The following is a 20,440-nucleotide window of genomic DNA, read 5'->3' as shown; positions in this document are numbered from 1 at the left end:
TAAGAATTTTTTTTGTAGTTTTGGTAAAAATAACTTCATTGAGAACTATGCTTAAGTCATATTTAATTAAGAAGGGAGTTTTTTACTTGAAGAAAAACAATTCTTATGGATTAAGAAGGAATGTTTTAAGAGAGCTTAATCAAGGATTTTCTTGTATTCATGAAAATTTTAAGTATTTTAGAAAGTTATCCAAAGGAAGAAATAAAGTTCTTGGAGCATCTGAGTGGCTTCTTGATAATATATATTTAATTGAAAAAGAATATAAGGCAATTAAGAAGGAAATGCCTATTGATTATTTTAAGTTATTACCGTCCATGACAGAATTTATTGATAATATAGATCATAAGAGAACGCATGAAATTAATAATACATTTAAAAGTAAGAATTTTGATGAGAAAAGAGATTTTGAAAAGAAAAATTATGAAAATTATAATGAATCTGAAAATGAACTTCCCCGTATTTTTGTAGTTGCAAAGAATTATGTAAATTTAGGCGGAGATATTGATGGTGAGAGCTTTATTAAATATATTAATAAAATTCAGGAAGAAAATTTAGGTGTGGATTTAGAGTGTAATAATGTAAGTGAAAAATTGTTTAGTAAAATAGATAATAGTAGGAGTAATATAGATGGACCAAAAGAGGATATTAATATTGTAAATAAAGATATGGCTTTTACTATTGGTGAACTTTGGGCTTTTCCACTTATGCTTAAAACAGCAATAATAATAAATTTATCACAATATACTAATAATCTTGTTGATATTCAAAAGGAAATCTTACAGGGAAAAATTGTTGCTGAGAGAGTTGTAGATGCTATAAGTAACAATAAACTTAATGAGGAACTTGAAAATATTAATGCTAAAGTTAGTCCGTTATTTTTAAGAGAATTTTTTAGAATTTTAAGGGAGAATTCCATAGAGAATAAGAGTATTTATGATTTTGTAAGGCTTAAATGGGGAATAGAAGAAGATCTTAATAATTATACTACTAGGAGCAACTTAAGAGAGGAATTTTTAGAAAGATATATTGGGAACTATATAACTTCAATTAGAAAAATTGAGAATATAAGTTGGAGAAATTTCTTTGAAAATACATCTTTAGTAGAAAGGATTCTAAGAGAAGATCCTGTTAATGTTTATGGAAGCATGGATTTTGAATCTAAGGATTATTATAGGCATAAACTTGAAAGTATAGCTAGAATAACTAATAAAAATGAACTTAAAGTAGCACATAATGTATTACAACTTTCAATAAAGAACAAAAATGAGAACAAGGAATCTTATAAGTGTCATGTTGGATATTACTTAATTGATAATGGTATAAGTGAATTGGATGGATATTATAATAATGTAAATCATGCAATTTCTGAAGGTACATATTTAGCAATAAATATTTTGGGAACATTTCTTATAAGTACACTTTTTTTATTTATAAGTAGCTTGGGTGGCGTAAAGTATACTAAGGCTGAGTACCTAATTTTATTTTTAGTCAGTATAATTCCTATAAATGAAATTATAATTGGACTTATTAATTGGATTGTAAGTAAAACCGTACAGATTAGATTAGTACCTAAGATGGATTTTAGTGAAGGAATTCCAGATGATTGCAAGACAGTAGTAGTCATTCCTGCAATTGTAAATTGCAAAGAAAAGGTTAAATCTCTTATGGAAAAATTGGAAGTTGCTTATTGTGGAAATAAGGACAAAAACATTTATTTTGCATTACTTAGTGACTTTGCGGATTCAAATTTTCAGGTTGAAGAGAATGATAAGGAAATAATTAAATGTGGAATTGAATGTGCAAGAAAGTTAAACAATAAATATTCTAAAGATAATTACCTAAATAATAATGAAGCAAAATTTTTCTTTTTTAGTAGAGAGAGAATTTATAATAAAAAGCAAAATGTTTTCATGGGAAGAGAAAGAAAACGTGGAAAGCTTATGGAATTTATGGCTCTCATCAGAGGAAAAACAAATCATACTTATAATGTTCTAAGTTCAGAAATAAAAATACTTAAGGATGTTAAATATTTAATTACTTTAGATGAAGATACATTTATGCCAAGAGAAAGCACTTTTAAACTTATAGGTGCCATGAGCCATGTACTTAATGTACCCTATGTTAAGGATAATGAAGTTTTAAGAGGATATGGTGTTATGCAACCTAAGGTTAGCATAAGTTTAGAATCTAAAAATCAAACATATTTCTCAAATATTTTTGGTGGAGAAGGAGGCGTAGATGGTTATTCAGTAGCTTATTCTGATACATATCAGGATTTGTTTGGTCAAGGATCTTTTACAGGCAAGGGAATAATTAATATAGATGAATTTTATAATATACTAAATACTTCAATAAAAGATGATAGAATTTTGAGTCATGATCTTTTAGAAGGAGCTCTTGCAAGATGTGCCTTAGTTAGTCAGGTGGAATTCATAGATGGATATCCAGCTTTTTATGAGAGTAGTTGTAGAAGATTGCATAGATGGGTTAGGGGGGATTGGCAACTTATAGGTTGGTTATTTTCTAAAAAAATAAGTTCTCTTAACAAGTGGAAAATATTTGATAATTTAAGAAGAAGCCTTTTAGCACCTAATTTATTAATAGCATTGATTCTTTCTTTGACTATTTTAAATGGAAGAAGTCAGATTGCATTACTCTGCTTTTTAGCACTTATGAATTCTTTAGTGTTTACAGTTACAGATTTTGTTGTTACCCCTAAAAATAAACTTATGGGAACATTTAAAAGTTTTCAGCAAATACTTTTAATATTTACATTTATTCCGTATCAAGCATTTTTAATGATGGATGCAATAATAAGAACATTATTTAGACTATGTATATCTAAAAGAAATCTTTTAGAGTGGCAATCTTCTGATTCTGTAGAAAAAAAATATAGTAATACTTTTAAATCATATTTAAAAAGAATGTGGATTGCTCCAATAATGGGATTATTAGTATTATATTTATCTATCTATAATCCTATTGGGGTTATTGTTTATAGCGTAATTGTTGCTGCACTTTGGATAGTAAGTCCATATGTAGCTTATTGTATAAGTAGAAAAATTTCTAAAAATAAAATGATTTTAGATAATGAAGAAATTGTTTATTTAAGGAAAATATCAAGAAGAATATATGCTTACTATGAGGATTTTGTTAATGAAGAAAATAATTATTTAGCACCAGATAATTATCAAGAAAAACCTTTTAAAGGAATTGCTCATAGAACATCTCCAACTAATATAGGTATGGGGCTTGTTTCAAATGTAGTGGCTTATGACTTAGGATATATAACAATGATGGAGTTTATTGATAAAACAGAGATGATATTAAATAGCATGAAAGATCTACAAATGGTTCATGGACATTATCTAAATTGGTATGATACAAAAACTAAAGCTCCACTATGGCCAAGATATGTATCAACTGTTGATAGCGGAAATCTTTTGGGAGATTTGTGGGTGCTGAAACAAGCTATGGAGGAATTAAAGGATAAAGAAGTTATAAGAATAAATGAACTTATGTCATTAAAAGATATCTATAATATAATTGAAAAAGATGAAGCTTCAATTGAAGCTATATTTGGTTCAAATATTAGTATTGGTGAATATAAAGATGCTTTAAATAAGATATTAGCTGAAATTCAACAACTTACACAATGTGAGGAAAGTAATAGTGACAATAAAAATAAAGCTTACTTACAAGGAAAAGAGAACGAAGAAAGTAAATATTGGATAGATAAGTTTTTTGACGAGGCTAATAAAAAGCTTAAACATTATAATTACATATTTAATGGATTAGAAAAATTATATAGTAAAGAATTTTTTGAAGGAGTTCCTAGTATTAGAGACTTAATTGATAGGTGTGAAGAATATAAGAATGAATTTGGTGATAATTTTAATAATACATTTGAGGTAAAGATTGATAATTTCAAAATATATAGTAGAAAAATAGATAATATAATTAAAGATATTAATGTGATTTCAGAAAAGATGGATTTTAAATTTCTTTATGATAAAACTAGACAATTATTCTTTATTGGTTATAACGTAGAGGAAGATTCACTTGGAAATTCTTACTATGATTTATTGGCATCAGAATCAAGAATAGCATCATTTGTTGCTATAGCGAAAAATGATGTTCCTATATCTCATTGGTTTAAATTAGGTAGATCTATGACAAATGCTTTTCACACTCATTCTCTTGTATCTTGGAGTGGGACTATGTTTGAATATTTTATGCCTTCTTTAATAATGAAAAGTTATCCTAAAACTTTGCTTAGCAAAACATATAAATCTGTAATAAAAGCCCAAAAAAGTTTTTCGAAGCAGAAGAAAACACCTTGGGGAATATCAGAATGTGCATTTTATAAATTTGATGTAGATGAAAATTATCAATATAAAGCTTTTGGAATTCCAGGCATTGGACTAAAGAGAGGTCTTGAAGATGAAATTGTAATATCACCTTACTCAACCTTGATGACATTACCATTTTCTAAGAACAGTGGAATTAAAAATCTTAGAAAATTAGAGGAAATAGGTTGTCTTGGAATATATGGATTTATTGAAGCTATAGATTACACTAAGGCAAGAGAAGATAAATATGTTATAAAAAATCCAATGGACACTAATAATAAGGATAATTGTTTAATTGATAGTGATACAAAAAACTTAAATAATGAACAAATATTTGATAGTGTATATAGTGATGGTATAAAGCCTAATAGAATTATGACATATATGGTACACCATTTGGGAATGTCTTTGATGGCTCTTGATAATGTACTTCTTAATGATATTTTAGTTAATAGATTTCATAGTTTGCCAGAGGTTAAGGCAACAGAGCTTTTATTAAAAGAAAAGATTCCTAATAATGTAACCTTTGAGAGAAATGAAGATTTTTCTATAAAGAATACGTATTTTGAAGGAGAAAACTTGATTCCAAGGAAATTTAAAGGAGCAAATCAAGATAATCCTGAAGTTTTATTGTTATCTAATGGCCAATATTCGTCAATGATAACTGTAGCTGGAAGTGGTTATTCTAAGAAGAATGATATGATGCTTTATAGATGGAAAGGAAACACCACAAGCGATGATAGTGGTATGTTTTTTTACATAAAAAACTTAAATTCTAATGATTATTGGAGTTCAACTTTTGAGCCATGTAAGAATCATGGAGATAAATATGTTACTGAATTTAATTTAGATAAGGCTAAGTTTAATAGAAAGGATGGAAATATCGAAACTCAAATGGAAGTTGTTATTTCTCCAGATGAGAATTTTGAAGTTAGAAAAATCACTTTAAATAATTTAAGTGATAAGGGAAGAAGCCTTGAAATAACAAGTTATATGGAAGTGACATTGACCACATTTAGTGCAGATGCAGTACATCCAACTTTCTCTAATTTATTTGTTCAAACAGAATATGATAATAATGAAGATGTGCTTATAGGAAGTAGAAGAGGTAGAGTTAAAGGAGCAAAAGTTCCTTACATATTTCATAAAGTTATAGTAAATGGAGAATTAGAAGGAAACATAAGTTATGAAACTTCTAGAATTAATTTTATAGGAAGAAATAGAGAACTTAAATTTCCCTTGGCTATGGATAATGACAAATCATTAGATAATACTGTTGGAACAGTTTTAGATCCAATAATGAGTATTAGAGCTAGGATAAGATTAGAAGGAAATTCAAAAAAAGAGATTTATTTTATAACAGGAACAACAGACTCTAGAGAATCTGCTATTGATATATGTAAACAAAATAAAGAAGTTGTTAATTTGGAGAAGATTTTTGAAGGCTATAGTATAAGAACACAACTTGAACTTAAGAATTTAGGTATAAGAAGTGCTCAAGCAAATATATTCCAAAGTTTAGCTTCATATATATTCTTTTTGCACAGTGGCAGAAAGGATAGAGAAGAATATATAAAAAATATTTCAAAGTATCAAAAAGATTTATGGTCTTATGGAATTTCAGGTGATTTACCTATTGTATTTTTAACTATTGAAAATACAGATGATATTAATCTAGTAGGTAATATGTTGAATTTACATTATTATCTTAAACTTAAAGGGGTAAAATTAGATTTAATTATATACAATAATGAAGAGATTTCTTATGATGAACCACTTCAAAAGAATATAATGCAATTAATAAGTACATCAAATGAAAGTAATTCTTTAAACACACCAGGAGGAATATTCGTTCACAATAAAGCTACTATGGATGCAAAGGTTAAAGATTTAATAATAGGAATTGCTAGGCTGTATGTTGATTCAAAGAAGGGGTCAATTTTAGAACAAATTACGAAAATTGAAGAGCTTAAAGTCAATAATAGTAATGAATTTTCAAGATATAAGGAATCTGTTGATGAAGAAAGTTATAAACGTAATTACAATAACATATTAGATGATAATCATGAAGAAAACTTTATGCCACAAGGCAAGAACAATTTGTTAGAAAAAAGACCTAACAAGGTAGAAACTAAGAATTTAGAAGAGGAAGCTAAGCCTCTAAATATCAACTATAAATTAGAGGTTGCAGATGAAGTAATACCAAATCTAGATGATAATATAACAGAATATAAAGAATATGATCATGATATAGACTTTTTAGAAAAACAGGATTTAATTCACGGATTAAAGGTAGCAGAAAAAGAAGATGGCATAGGAAAGTCCATGAATAAGGAAGACTTAAATATAGAGAAATTTGATGAAAATTTTAATATGCAAGATTTAGATTTCTTTAATGGATATGGTGGATTTAGTAAGCTTGATAATAGTTATTTGATAAAACTTTCTAACTTGAAAAATACTCCAGCACCTTGGATTAATGTCATCTCTAATGATGATTTTGGATTTCATATATCTGAGAGTGGTTCATCTTATACATGGTGTGGGAATTCTAGGGAAAATAAGATAACACCTTGGAGTAATGATTATATTAGGGATCCATTAGGAGAAGCACTCTATATTAGAGATGATTATTCTTATAATTATTTTTCCATAACACCAAAACCACTTAGAGATTCAGGAGATTACTTCATAAAACATAGTTTTGGATATTCTGAATTTAGTCATACTGCTTATGATTTAAAAGGAAAACTAGAAGTATTTGCGCCTAAAAAAGAGAAGATAAAAATTCAAAAAGTAACTTTAGAAAATTTAAGTGAAAATGATAGAGAAATTTCTTTATTTTATTATGCAAAGCTTGTAATGGGTGTTTATGAGTATGATAGTACTAGATATGTTTCAACATATATTCATGGAGAATTTGAAGAAAATAGTAATATAAATATAGAACGTGAGGAATCTAATAGTGCTAGCTATGTATATCACAGTGGATTCATTAGAGGATTCAATCCTTACAGTGAGTATTTTGGAAAATTTAATTCTTATTTAACTATTTTAGGAGGAGAGAATTTAAGCTTTACTGGAGATAGCAAAGAATTTATAGGAATTAATGGAGAAGTTTCTTCACCAAAAGCCTTAGATAATGAGAATTTATCAAATCGATGTGGAGGAATTTATGATCCTTGTTTAGCGGCTACTACAAAGATTAAACTTAAAAAAGGTGAAAAGAAAGAGCTTTTAATTTTATTTGGTGAGGAAGAAAAAGAAAACATAGAAAAAGTTATTGAAAAATATGAAGTTAAAGGAAATGCAGATATAGAATTAGAAAAGGTTAAAGAATATTGGAAAAATTTCCTAGGAAATATACAAGTTAAAACTCCAGATAAATCTTTTAATTACCTTTTAAATGGATGGCTTTTATATCAAACTTTAAGCTGTAGATATTTAAGTAGAAGTGCATTTTATCAAAGTGGTGGAGCATATGGATTTAGAGATCAACTTCAAGATTCTATGGCACTTGGAGTTGTTGATCCAGAAATACCAAAGGCTCAAATATTACGTAGTGCTTCAAGGCAGTATGTAGAAGGAGATGTGCAACATTGGTGGCATCCAGTTGTAAATTCAGGTATAAGGACTAGATTTAGTGATGATTTATTATGGCTTCCTTATGTTACTGCTGAATATATTAATTCAACTGGAGATTATGAAATTTTACAAGAAACTGCACCTTATCTTGAAGATGAGCCTTTAAGAGATGGTGAAGATGAGAGATATACAATAGTCAACCAATCTTCAAAGGAAGGAACAATATATGAACACTGTTTAAGGGCTATAAAAAAAGCTCTAAAGTTTGGAGTACACAACATTCCATTAATGGGTAGTGGCGATTGGAACGATGGTATGAGCACTGTTGGGAATAAGGGAAAAGGAGAAAGTGTATGGCTTGGTTGGTTCTTGTACTCTATTTTAGAAAGTTTCATTAAAATTGCGCAGATTAAAGAGGATGAAGAAACCAAAGTTCATTATGAAGAGCAAAAAGAATTTATAAGGGAGAACTTAGAGAAAAATGCTTGGGATGGTGGCTGGTATAGAAGAGCATATTTTGATGATGGTACTCCACTTGGAAGCCGTGAAAATCCTGAATGCCAAATTGATTCTTTAGCACAAAGCTGGGCCATAATTTCAGGTGCTACGAAAATTAAATCTGGTAGTGAATCTGATTACAATTCTAATAAACGTTATATAGGAACAGTAGAAAAACACAGTGAAAGAGCACTTGAAGCAATGGAAGCTGTTGATAAAAATCTAGTGAAAAAGGATAAAGGATTGATACTTTTATTAGCACCACCATTTAGTGATTCATATCTTGAACCAGGATATATAAAAGGGTATGTACCAGGAGTAAGAGAAAACGGAGGTCAATATACTCATGCAGCCGCTTGGGTAATATTAGCTTTGACTAAGCTTGGATTAGGTGATAAAGCTACAAAATACTACAATATGATTAATCCAATAAATCATACAAAGACGGAGCTTGAATGTAGTATCTACAAGTTAGAACCTTATGTAATGGCTGCAGATGTGTACATAAAAGAGCCCCACGGAGGAAGAGGTGGATGGAGCTGGTATACTGGAGCTTCAGGCTGGATGTATAGAGTTGGTATTGAGGATATTTTAGGTCTAAAAAGGGTTGAAGATAAAGGTTATAAGGTAAATCCATGTATACCAAAGTCATGGAACGAATTTGAAATAAAAATTCAAAATGAGAAAGAAGATTATGCTATAAAAGTAATAAGAGTTGGAAATATAGATAAAGGGAAAAACTCAAATAATTTAGTTAATTCACAAGTTACAAGTAATTCAAATCAAATTAAAGATGATAAACCTAAGATAATTATAAATGGAGAAAAGATTGATGGAAACATAATACCAAGAAATTTAGGTAAGATAGATGTATTTGTATACATATAATTTATGGAAATAAGGAAGATATAAACCATTGGCAGAACTAAGAGGAGATGTCACAAAATGATTGAATTTTAATCAAGAGTATAGTTTCTTCTTAGTTTTAGATAAAATTGTTAACAAAATAAAATTGGAATAAAATGTATCAAAAATGAGTAAAATAGTTTTATATGAAATGGTAATTAAATAAAAAATATTTAACAAGATATTTTTATAATGTATACAATGATATAGAATGGTCTATAATAATTAAAGATGATATAATAAGCTATTTTTATAATGAATTTAATGAAGACAGAAAAAGAGTAATTTAAAAAATTAATAGTATGAATTTTAATGTAGGAATTTGTATATTATAAATAATAGACTTATAAAAATATGAGATTAAAAAAATATTTGTATAATAAGTAACATATAAGGTATAATTTAGGTATATTATATAGATATGTAATAAATTTATATAGATTAAAACTTTGGCTGAGATAGTTCCAATTAAGGAACCATCTCAAGATGCAATTAATATTTTTATTTGGTTAAGATCTTTGTATAGTTTTTCTTGGGAGAGATGCACTATATAAAGGTCTTTTTGTTATATTCAAAGATATTTAAGTAGTACAATAACAATTCCAAATAAAAATATAAGAATACCAAAGAACCTTTCATTTTCTTTTGCAATAAAAATCTCAAACCAACTATTTCCTTTACGTCCTTTGATCTTCATATACATTTCCTCTCTTTCTAGTCCAATATAATCTATATAAAACTGAAATATTCTACCTTAACAATTGTTATTAAACTATGTAAGGACTATTACATAAGATTTATAGTTAAGAATACGGATATATTTCAGTAAATAGACATATAAAAGGAGAAATAAGAAAATAAAGAGGTTTTTATTTATGGGAATCTATTTTTATTTACGCAAATACATTCAAATATAATTTTTAACTTTAAGCTAACAATTATAGAATATTGATTATATTTATATTTCCCTTTAATTTGAATTTTTTGGTTTTAATTCCTCTCCCTGTTACTATTGTAACATAGTTTTATTAGGAAATATATGGTAAAATTAAAGTCTATAAAAAAATAAAATATTATGTAAATAATATTTTTATTGGGGATGTATAGTTGTTATGAAATTAGATTTAATAGTTATTAGATAAGATATTTACTATGACTTAAGAGTTGTAAGAAGAAAGGAATTTGCTTACTGAGTACAATAAAGAAGTATTTCATATTCAACATGCTTTAACAGTTGAAGGTACTATGCATTATTTTTCAGAAAAATTAGGATATGTAGATGAAGCAGACTTTTGGTCTATAGTAGGGTTACTTCATGATTTGGATTTTGAAATGTATCCAGAACAACATTGTAGCAAAACTCAAGAAATTATGAGAGAATACGGTGTTGATGAGAGATTAATAAGAGCAGCAGCTAGTCATGGATACGGACTTTGCTCAGAAGAACAACCTAAACCGGAGCATCAGATGGAAAAAGTATTATTTGCAGTGGATGAACTTACAGGATTAATTGGTGCAGCTGCAAGAATTCGTTCATCTAAGAGCGTTATGGATATGGGACTTTCAAGTCTTAAGAAAAAGTTTAAGGATAAGAAGTTCGCGGCTGGATGTTCACGTGATGTAATTAAACAAGGTGCAGATATGCTTGGTTGGGAATTAGATAAATTATTTGAAGAAACAATTCTAGCTATGCGTTCTTGTGAAGAATATATTAATATAATCAAATGGAAATCTATAATAATTAGTGAATACATATCTGACTTCATGGCAATTAAAAACTAAATAATTTCCAAAATTAATTCTAAGAAAAAAATAATAGAAAACCACCAAACTCTAGTATTAAATTGATTTGCAACAACAAATTTACTAGAAAAGATGGCTTATTTAAGACTTTAATCTAGTTTGTTTGATAAAAAAACAGGTCGCCTCAAAATTAAGGCGACCCTTTTTATTTTATATTAAATTACCAATTTATAGATATAAAACCATTAATAAGGTTAATTCCACCTCTTCTAGGTGAATAAGCTTTTACTTGAAGAGATATATTATCTTCATAGTTAGGACATTGGTTTTCATCTGCTGAAAATGGCATAATAAATGAATTATAAGTTGGTTTTGAATTTATACTTAATAATTGTGTTACCATTTCCTGTTTTAATCTTACAATTATATCAAAAGTTGTACCATCTTCAAGAGAAACTGTACGAACTACTTCAGTATCACCATCTCTATTTAAAGAAAGTGTGTTTTTAGGAATAATCCAATCAGCTAATGATTCTATAGCATATTTAACACCAGCTTCCCCTAATTGAATTACCAAGTTTTTTAATTGAATAACAAATGCATCTTCCATATTAATCTTTAGTTCCCCCACTAATTATAGAATTAGTAACTATTATTTATATTATATTATATGATTTTATACTTAAAGTGTTACTATTTAATAATTATGGAAAAATATTATAAAGTTAGATATAACGCTGTTTAGATAATGGATTTTAGTAAAAAAATATTTTTATGTCTACTATAAAGAAAAATTTACTTCTCTTCAATAAGGTGAGTTAGTTAATAGCATTATATATAATTTCTTTATTGCAATTATTTTATTAAAGTGCTAAAATAATTTCCAAAAGGAAACTATATTTTATTAACATTAATGAGGTGTTTATTTATGAATAAAAATTTATATAATTCTAAATTAGAAGAAGGTTTATCACGACTTCAATGTGAACTTGTTGCTGAAAGAAATAGAATAAACCCAGATAATATTTCTTGGTTTCAGTATGATTTATTGGAGTGTTTATATCAAACAAATGGAAGTCTCCCTGCAGAATTAAGTAATAGATTAGGTGTTTCACGTTCTAAAATATCTAAAGGGTTAAAAATTCTTAAAGAGATAGGCTATATAAAACAAGAGAAAAGTAATTATGATGCAAGAGAACTTTGGACAGAATTAACAGATAAAGGGTTTAATTTTTTAAAGGATACTGAGAAAGGACATGAACATTTAGCTGAAATTTCAGCATCCGCTTTAACTGAAAATGAACAAGTACTTTTTGCTGAACTATGTATTAAAGTAAGCAAAATTTTTGGAGAAAGAAGGGGATACTATGACAGAAGAAATGATTGAGATACTTCATGCAAATGAAAATAATCTTAAGGATATATCAGTAAATATTCCAAAGAAAAAAATCACCATAATCACAGGGCTATCTGGTTCAGGAAAATCTTCACTAATTTTTGACACACTAGCTGCTGAATCTCAGAGAATGCTGAATGAAACCTATTCTTCCTATATTCAACGATTGTTGCCACACTATGGCAGGCCTAATGTTGAGAAGATTAATCATCTTCCTGTGTCTATTATTATAGATCAAAAGAAAATAGGCGGAAATGTACGCTCAACAGTTGGAACAGTTACTGATATTTATACCTTGTTACGTCTTCTATTTTCGAGAATAGGAAAACCTTTTGTTGGTTATTCAATGAACTTTTCTTTCAATAATACAAATGGTATGTGTTCCTATTGTCAAGGCTTAGGAGTAGTTAAAGATATTGATATTCATAAGTTAATCAATTTTGATAAAAGTTTAAATGAAGGTGCTATTCAATTTCCTACATTTAAACCAGGCGGATGGCGATTAAGTCGTTACACCGAATCTGGTTATTTTGACATTCAAAAACCTATTAAAGACTACTCTAATTTAGAGCTTAATACGTTGCTTTATGAAGAAGAAAAAATACCTGATAACCCTACAAGCAATTGGCATAAAACAGCCAAGTATACTGGACTTATTCCCAGAATCAGAAGTTCCTTTTTAGAAAAAGAGCAAAAACAATACAAAAAAGAAATTGAACAACTTGTTGATGAAAAGATTTGCCCTCATTGTGGTGGAAAACGTCTTAATACTACGATTTTATCCTGTAAAATTAAAGGAAAATCAATTGGTGATTGTGTGGATATGCCATTAAATGAATTAAAATCTTTTATTCAAACAATCCACGAACCAAAAGTTCAGGCAGTCGCTCATGATATTCTCAAGCACTTAAGTACATTAGAAGAAGTAGGATTAGATTATCTTACACTAAACCGCACAACTAATACATTATCTGGTGGAGAGTCTCAACGTATTAAAATGTCAAAACATTTAAATAGTAGTCTTAATGATATACTATATATATTTGATGAACCTAGTATTGGATTACATCCTCATGATATTACTGGTATAAATAAGATATTCAAGGGGCTTAAAGAAAAGGGAAATACAGTTATAATCGTCGAACATGATCCTGATGTAATAAAAATAGCAGATCATATTATTGATATGGGACCAAAATCAGGAGTTCATGGTGGAAAAATTATTTTTCAAGGAACATATTCAGAAGTATTAAGCAGTTCTACTGCTACTGGTATTGCTTTATCTCAAAAACATAATATAAAAGAAACAAATAAAAATTTTACCTATTTTTATGAACTTAATAATGTAAAAATGTTTAACTTAAAAAATTTATCTGTAAAAATACCTAAAAACGCATTAACAATTGTAACAGGAGTAGCAGGTTCAGGCAAAAGTACGTTGATTACACGTCTTTTCCGTAATAAGTATCCAGATAGCATCCTTTTAGACCAAAGAAGAATTTATACATCTTCTCGTTCAATATTAGCTACATACATGGGTTTGTTTGATAAAATCCGAACTATATTTGGAAAGACAAGTGGTCAATCTCATTCATTATTTAGTTCTAATGGAGAAGGCGGGTGTCCTTTGTGTAAAGGAAAAGGAATAATTAAAACAGACCTTGCATTTATGGATGATGTGGAACAAACTTGTGAGTTATGTGATGGAAAACGTTATAAGAAAGAAGCATTGAATTATAAGTATAATGGATATACAATAAGTGATATTCTTAATCTCACAGTTGATGAGGCTTTAACAGTTTTTATTGACAAAGATATAAAAAAAATATTATATACTATCCAAGAAGTAAATCTAAGTTATATTAAACTTGGACAATCGCTTGATACACTATCAGGAGGAGAACTTCAGCGATTGAAAATAGCTTCAACACTTTTAAATGATACTGGTGAAATTTATATATTGGATGAGCCAAGCACTGGATTACACGAATCAGATATCCAAAAGTTAATAGAATTATTAACCAAATTAATTGAGCGAGGTAAAACAATCATTACATTAGAACATAATTTAAGTGTAATGTGCCATGCTGACTGGATTATTGATTTGGGGCCTTTCGGAGGCCTTAATGGTGGAGAATTGATGTATATGGGATATCCAGAAAATATTATACGATGTTCTTCATCCTTGACTGGAAAAAGATTGTTAGAATATACTCAAAGATAATATATTAATAAAATATATATTGTACCTGTAAAATAGTTACTAAAAATAGAGAAAGTATCATTCTTTTTCCTTTTTAATTGCAAAATATCTGCTTAAGATCATCTGGAACAATTTAAAGGCTACTTAATATTTAACATTATATTCATTAGCTTTATGTGAATATAATCTTCTATTATTCACATAATAAATATTGTTTAATAGATTAAATTTAAGAATGGAGTGATTTAAATGGGGATAGTAACAACAACTACAGACAATTATCAAAAATGTATTGATGAATGCAGTAGATGTACTCAAGCATGTTACGAATGTTTTGAGGCATGTATTAATGAACCAGATTTAAAAGATAGAAGAATTTGTGTAAAAATACTAATTGAATGTGCAAAGATGTGTGAAATGTCAATAGGGATTATGTCTATGAATGGAAAATTTGCAAAAGAGCACTGTAAAATGTGTGCTACAGTTTGTGATACATGTGCACAAGAATGTAGTATGTTTAAAGATGATCATTGTCAAAAATGTGCACAAGAATGTAAAACATGTGCAGATGAATGTAGAAAAATGTCTGGAATGTAATTTCTCCCAAATAGCTAGTAACTTCATTTGTTACTAGCTATTTTTATTATAATATTTATTCTACATATGTATTAAATAAGTTGTTATTTTTATCTATATTTATCATATAAGAATGAACTTTTTCGTTAATATAAGATAAATCTTGATTCGTTAAAATACTACATGTTTTAGAGTAAGACATTTCTTTTATAATATAATTTGAATCATTATATGTTTTATTGTTGGAAAGACCTATATGTGTATCATAACCATAAAAGCTTATAGTATCAAATTTATAATTAAAGCTTTTTAGAGTGTGTAAAATTAAATAAATATATTTAATATTAAGTTCAAGATCATGAGTATCTATAGTCATTAAATAGGTGAAATTTAAAGCATTATTTTTAGATGAATTTCTTTCATAAAATATTTCATAAGGTGGAATTTTGCTTTTATATTCTTTAAATAGATTAACAGATGAATCAATGCTGAATTCAATACAATCATTTCCAGGTTCTCTTTTTATACATATGTTTAATAATTTGTTTGCATATGGTTCATTTGATTTTAATGCATATTTGTTTATTTCAGATTTTATTTTAGAATTAATTTGCTTTCTAAAGTAATGCTGAAAATAGTCATCATAAATTATATTATTTTTTATTATTATAGAAAATGAACAATTATAAACAATTGACTGAGCTGATATTACTATAACATCGTCCAAAAAAGAACTAATATTAAATTTTTTATCTAATATTATAGGAATATCATAACATGATTTAATATATTCCTTGCATTGTTCAACATAGTAATTATGCATTGAACATAATTTATAATATTTTCTGATATTTTTTGGAAGTAAAAGCATAAGAATAATGAAAATATACAATATAAGTATTATATATTTAACATTAAAGTGATTAATTATAAATAAATCATCTAAAGTACTGCCAATTAAAATTCCTGCTTTCATAAAGAGAGATGTAATAAAAGTCCATCTAGCCCAGTTAAAGCCATGTTGTACACAAAGCCACAATATTACATCAAGTATGATATTAAAAATTCCAATGAGAAAAAAAGCAAAGTTATTTTTTAGTATAGGAAGTAACACATAAATTAGTACATCAATTGAAATTAAAAGAATAAATAGTGAAATAAAATAATATGTTAATTTTAGTTTATTATTAATATCTTTCATGATTGTATCTTACCTTTCATAAGTTAATCTCTTTGAATACCTCTTTGATTTTGATAATCATAAAAGCGATAAACAGTATCTTTAAAGTTGTTAACAGTTAAGTTATTAATATCTAAAGCTTCAAGAGTTTTTTCATTATACCAGCTAACTGCTGCCTCATCTATATGAGTTGTGTCACCTTTTTTGTTTATGGTATCACCACTAACGACAATTCCAAATAAGGTATGTCCAAATTTTTCGGGATAAAGGGTATATAATGATTTGTAAAGTTCTACACTTGCATTAATTGCAGCTGCTTTTAATTCATCACTATTTCTATAAAAACCAATGTTTATGTATATAGTGTAACTATTGTTTGAAAAGAGTATTCTACTTAAATAAGGGTTATCTTTTTTGCCAAAAGTTTCGGTAACACATGTACTAACATATTGGTTAATTGTAAGTTTACTATAATCGGTAGGAGTACAGTCATTTTTAGAAAACGTAAAATTATCTGAATAACTTTCAACATTTTGCTCATAAGTACCATTGTTTTTTTCTGAGTTTACACCATTATCTTTATAATTTTCAGTATTATCATTAGAAGATATATTTTCATTTTTAGATATAAATAGATTTTTAATCTTATTATTAATAAAGCTTTGATCAATAATTATGATAGGCTTTTGCAAAGTCACATATGTTGAAATACTATATGCTAATATAAAAATTAATGAAAGCATTATATTTCTTAATTTGAATTTATGTGGAGGTTTAATTTTAAATTCCATTTAATCACACCTTTCAGTAAAACCAAGTTAAATTATAACATATATGATAAAAAAATATAATTCATATATAAATTGAAACAAATAGGATATGTATACTAATAAAAAATTATGGATTTGGGCTAGATAAGTAGTCTATCTCTTTTTCTATTTTAATTTTCAAAATAGAAGATATTCATACATAAAGTACATTGTGGATACTTTATCCAAATAAGTTAAAATATATTGACATATAATATTATACGACGTATAGTATTATATATAGGGTATATTATACGTTGTATAATATATAAGAAAATATAGTATAGATATAGGAGGTAAAGGAATGGCTTTTCAATTAGGAGCAGCTTTACTTGATGCTTGTGTGTTAGCAGTTCTTTCAAGGGGAGATACTTATGGATATGTTCTTACTCAACAAGTACGATCCATAATGAATATATCAGAATCAACACTTTATCCAGTGCTCAGAAGATTACAAAAAAATGAATGTCTAACAACATATGATCAAGCTTTTCAAGGAAGAAATAGAAGATACTACAAGATAACGGAAAAAGGAAAAACTATGCTTAGTCAGTATCTTAATGAGTGGGAGCAATATAAAGAGAATGTTGATAAAGTTCTTTTAGGGGGGATATTAGGAGATGAATAAAGAAATTTTTATTCAAGAGTTAAGAAAAAAATTAAAGAGATTACCAAAGGAAGAAATAGAAAATGCAATAGGGTATTATGTAGAATACTTTGAAGATGCAGGAGTAGATAATGGTCAAGATATTTTAAAAGAATTGGATTCTCCTTCAGTTATCGCATCACAGTTGTTATCAGAGTATGCATTTAAAAATGATGAGATAACTATTACTAAACCTAAAAGAAGTATTTCTTCAATATGGTTTATTGTCTTAGCAATATTAGCTGCACCACTAGCATTACCATTAGCATTCACACTTATAATACTAGTAGTAACTATGATTATAGTTGCAGGAGCTATTATTTTTACATTTATAGTTACGACAATTGCATTGATAGTAGCAGGAGTTGTTACTAGTTTTGCAGGATTTGCAGTTATTACTCAAGGTTTTTCAACAGCCATTATGTTTATTGGAATTGGATTGGTATTAATTGGAGTGGGATTATTAGTGTTAGTGTTGAGTTCAAGATTAGTACCGAAAATATTTAAAGGAATTGCAACATTAGCTAGAAAATTATTAAATAGAGTTAAGAAATCAAATAAGAAGGAGGAGCTATAATGGTAAGAACAAAGAAGAAATTGTTAATATGTTCAATATGTATGATTGGAGTAGGATTAATCCTTGCTGTAATAGGCTTCTCAATGGGAGGAAAGTTTGGAATTATAAGGGATAAATCAGGATATAAGATTTTGGACAAAGAAGATGGAATTGTAAAAATTGAGGCGTCATCTGATTTTAAAAGTATAGAGATTAATTCAACTGTAGATAAAATAGATATAATAAAATCATATAAGTATGGAATTGAAATTGAATATAATAGCAATGAAAATGATGTTAATTATTCAATTAAAGATGGAAAGCTAGTAATACAGGGAAATAAGTCACAAGATACATTCAATAATATAAGTTTTGGTATAGGCAACACACATATACCTAGTTATATTAAGGTATATGTTCCTGATGCGGCTGATTTAGATACTATAAATGTGAAATCAAGTAATACAAAGATCACTATGAATAGTATTAATGCTAATGAAATTTCTATAAATTGTAATTATGGAGAAATAAAGTCAAATAATCTTATAGCTAATGGACTAAAAATAGCATCAAATAATTCAGATATTGATTTAGATGGAGAATTTAAAGGGGTTACTAGTATATCATCACATTATGGAGATATAAATCTTAGAACTAATATATCTAAAGAACTATATAATTATAGTACTTCATGTGATTATGGTGATATAAATATAGATGGAGATAAATTTACAAATAAGGTTGAGAAGAATGGTAATAATAATGCTCAGCATAGTATAGATATTACTAGTAATAATGGTGATATAAATGTAAATTTTAAGTAATAAAGATAATGATTTACTTAGAATTAGATTATTATCTATAAAAAATTTCTTTTATAATTATATTTGATTAAAAAATAAGAATGCTTAAAAACTCTATTGAATGTGCTTAGAGTTTTTAAGCATTAAATTTTTAAATATTTGTATTTTGATAATTTGTTTTATTAAAAGATACAGATTCTATTAATTCTTCCGGTTTAGAATCTCATTTTTTTTATATTTTCATCAAAGCCTATAATCATCCATGGAAACTTATCAGAAAAATACAGTATAACTTTATTAACTTATAAATATGTTTTACATAGAAAAAGTAATATAAAATTAAAAGGTATATAATAGGGTAATTTTAAGTTTAAATATACACATACTATTCACATAAAGTAGTTAGGAGAAGATTTATGAAAAAATTATTATTACCACAAAGTGCAAAGGTGACACCAAAAGAAGTATTAGATGAAATTAGTAAATTTGAATATATTAATAAAAGTCCATATAGTTTAAGTTATTATAATGTACCAGGAGTTTCTTGGGATTATAAACCAGAAGGAAGTTTAAGAATATCAGATCATTGGAATTTTGTATCTCATGGAAACAAGCATTGTCTTTTAGCTGATATAGAAGAAGAAATACAAAATAACTGGATATTAGCAAAATATATAGATGGTCAATATCATATTTTAAAAGAGTTTGGGGAAAATGTTTCTGGATATAGATTTATTAAAATAAATAAAAATGAATTAGAGTTCCTTAAATATCTATATAGTAAAGGAGGTATAGTTAGTTCAAAGGAGATATATAGATTATATAGTGATAGACCTAAATTAGCCAAGGAAGGTCATACAAAGAATAAAAAATCATTATTAAAAAACATAGGTGAAGAGAGATTTAAAAAATTTAAACAAGAAAATAAAAAAACAAGAAAAGTAGTTTTTATTGAGGAAAATAATATGAATATAATTCATAAAGTATTAACTTTATATGAAAATAGTATTGAATTTGATGAACTTTGTAAGACAGAGCAAGGAGTTAATGAATTGATTAATAAATATAAGGCTTATAAATTTAAGAGTGATGAGCTTGAATCATTTGAAGAAATATTTATTTTAGTATTAGATAATGGAATGGCTATCAATAAAAGGTAAAAAGTAGAATTAATTATTTTTTAAATA

At 27.2% G+C, this 20,440-nt stretch carries 12 protein-coding genes and 1 pseudogene; 9 read left to right on the top strand and 4 right to left on the bottom strand.

Annotation, left to right across the window (positions count from 1 at the left end):
• Positions 1-86: 86 nt before the first annotated feature.
• Positions 87-9,323 carry a glycoside hydrolase family 94 protein gene (locus tag RGC78_RS06325; protein WP_309556266.1) on the top strand — a complete coding sequence of 3,079 codons (9,237 nt, stop codon included), beginning with the start codon at positions 87-89 and terminating at the stop codon, positions 9,321-9,323.
• Between the two features lie 589 nt (positions 9,324-9,912).
• Here RGC78_RS06325 and RGC78_RS06320 read toward each other — a convergent pair.
• Positions 9,913-10,038, bottom strand: a complete 126-nt coding sequence (locus RGC78_RS06320) for a hypothetical protein (RefSeq protein ID WP_309556264.1) — start codon at positions 10,036-10,038, stop codon at positions 9,913-9,915.
• 485 nt (positions 10,039-10,523) lie between these two features.
• Here RGC78_RS06320 and RGC78_RS06315 point away from each other — a divergent pair.
• Positions 10,524-11,086, top strand: a pseudogene (locus tag RGC78_RS06315) (hydrolase).
• A gap of 218 nt (positions 11,087-11,304) precedes the next feature.
• On the opposite strand, the gene RGC78_RS06310 reads toward RGC78_RS06315, so the two are convergent.
• The gene (locus tag RGC78_RS06310) at positions 11,305-11,694 is read right to left on the bottom strand and encodes a hypothetical protein (RefSeq protein WP_252212125.1); all 390 of its coding nucleotides are present in this window, start codon (positions 11,692-11,694) and stop codon (positions 11,305-11,307) included.
• Positions 11,695-12,012: 318 nt separating this feature from the next.
• Here RGC78_RS06310 and RGC78_RS06305 point away from each other — a divergent pair, with 318 nt between their 5' ends.
• From RGC78_RS06305 to RGC78_RS06295, 3 genes are all read left to right on the top strand, one after another.
• On the top strand, positions 12,013-12,471 hold the full coding sequence (locus RGC78_RS06305) for a MarR family winged helix-turn-helix transcriptional regulator (RefSeq protein WP_252212126.1): 459 nt from the start codon (positions 12,013-12,015) through the stop codon (positions 12,469-12,471).
• Positions 12,452-14,704 (top strand): ATP-binding cassette domain-containing protein, encoded by a 2,253-nt coding sequence (locus RGC78_RS06300; RefSeq protein WP_309556262.1) that lies wholly within the window; start codon positions 12,452-12,454, stop codon positions 14,702-14,704. Before RGC78_RS06305 ends, RGC78_RS06300 begins: the two co-directional genes overlap by 20 nt.
• A gap of 228 nt (positions 14,705-14,932) precedes the next feature.
• On the top strand, positions 14,933-15,280 hold the full coding sequence (locus RGC78_RS06295) for a four-helix bundle copper-binding protein (RefSeq protein WP_252212128.1): 348 nt from the start codon (positions 14,933-14,935) through the stop codon (positions 15,278-15,280).
• A 55-nt stretch (positions 15,281-15,335) separates the two neighbouring features.
• Here the strand turns inward: RGC78_RS06295 and RGC78_RS06290 are convergent, their stop codons facing one another.
• Both RGC78_RS06290 and RGC78_RS06285 read right to left on the bottom strand, forming a co-directional pair.
• Positions 15,336-16,460, bottom strand: a complete 1,125-nt coding sequence (locus RGC78_RS06290; RefSeq protein ID WP_252226996.1) for a hypothetical protein — start codon at positions 16,458-16,460, stop codon at positions 15,336-15,338.
• 23 nt (positions 16,461-16,483) lie between these two features.
• A complete protein-coding gene (locus RGC78_RS06285) occupies positions 16,484-17,230 on the bottom strand; it encodes a hypothetical protein (protein ID WP_252212130.1) in 747 nt (248 codons plus the stop codon).
• Positions 17,231-17,552: 322 nt separating this feature from the next.
• Here RGC78_RS06285 and RGC78_RS06280 point away from each other — a divergent pair, with 322 nt between their 5' ends.
• From RGC78_RS06280 to RGC78_RS06265, 4 genes are all read left to right on the top strand, one after another.
• On the top strand, positions 17,553-17,876 hold the full coding sequence (locus RGC78_RS06280) for a PadR family transcriptional regulator (protein ID WP_252212131.1): 324 nt from the start codon (positions 17,553-17,555) through the stop codon (positions 17,874-17,876).
• The gene (locus tag RGC78_RS06275; protein WP_252212132.1) at positions 17,869-18,471 is read left to right on the top strand and encodes a DUF1700 domain-containing protein; all 603 of its coding nucleotides are present in this window, start codon (positions 17,869-17,871) and stop codon (positions 18,469-18,471) included. Before RGC78_RS06280 ends, RGC78_RS06275 begins: the two co-directional genes overlap by 8 nt.
• The gene (locus tag RGC78_RS06270; RefSeq protein ID WP_309556260.1) at positions 18,471-19,274 is read left to right on the top strand and encodes a DUF4097 family beta strand repeat-containing protein; all 804 of its coding nucleotides are present in this window, start codon (positions 18,471-18,473) and stop codon (positions 19,272-19,274) included. The genes RGC78_RS06275 and RGC78_RS06270 overlap by 1 nt, the downstream gene beginning before the upstream one ends.
• A 395-nt stretch (positions 19,275-19,669) precedes the next feature.
• Positions 19,670-20,413 (top strand): hypothetical protein, encoded by a 744-nt coding sequence (locus RGC78_RS06265; protein ID WP_309556259.1) that lies wholly within the window; start codon positions 19,670-19,672, stop codon positions 20,411-20,413.
• Positions 20,414-20,440: the final 27 nt, after the last annotated feature.

Origin of the sequence: Clostridium aquiflavi (assembly GCF_031344075.1) — a bacterium.
In the GTDB taxonomy this organism is placed as follows: Bacteria; Bacillota; Clostridia; order Clostridiales; family Clostridiaceae; genus Clostridium; species Clostridium aquiflavi.
This window is presented reverse-complemented; position numbering and strand designations above follow the sequence as displayed.

Bases quoted from the DNA above. Each gene is read 5' to 3' on its own strand.
- RGC78_RS06265 (WP_309556259.1), top strand. From the start codon at position 19,670: ATGAAAAAATTATTATTACCACAAAGTGCAAAGGTGACACCAAAAGAA.
- RGC78_RS06320 (WP_309556264.1), bottom strand. From the start codon at position 10,038: ATGAAGATCAAAGGACGTAAAGGAAATAGTTGGTTTGAGATTTTTATT.
- RGC78_RS06270 (WP_309556260.1), top strand. From the start codon at position 18,471: ATGGTAAGAACAAAGAAGAAATTGTTAATATGTTCAATATGTATGATT.
- RGC78_RS06285 (WP_252212130.1), bottom strand. From the start codon at position 17,230: ATGGAATTTAAAATTAAACCTCCACATAAATTCAAATTAAGAAATATA.
- RGC78_RS06280 (WP_252212131.1), top strand. From the start codon at position 17,553: ATGGCTTTTCAATTAGGAGCAGCTTTACTTGATGCTTGTGTGTTAGCA.
- RGC78_RS06310 (WP_252212125.1), bottom strand. From the start codon at position 11,694: ATGGAAGATGCATTTGTTATTCAATTAAAAAACTTGGTAATTCAATTA.
- RGC78_RS06275 (WP_252212132.1), top strand. From the start codon at position 17,869: ATGAATAAAGAAATTTTTATTCAAGAGTTAAGAAAAAAATTAAAGAGA.
- RGC78_RS06295 (WP_252212128.1), top strand. From the start codon at position 14,933: ATGGGGATAGTAACAACAACTACAGACAATTATCAAAAATGTATTGAT.
- RGC78_RS06305 (WP_252212126.1), top strand. From the start codon at position 12,013: ATGAATAAAAATTTATATAATTCTAAATTAGAAGAAGGTTTATCACGA.
- RGC78_RS06290 (WP_252226996.1), bottom strand. From the start codon at position 16,460: ATGAAAGATATTAATAATAAACTAAAATTAACATATTATTTTATTTCA.
- RGC78_RS06300 (WP_309556262.1), top strand. From the start codon at position 12,452: ATGACAGAAGAAATGATTGAGATACTTCATGCAAATGAAAATAATCTT.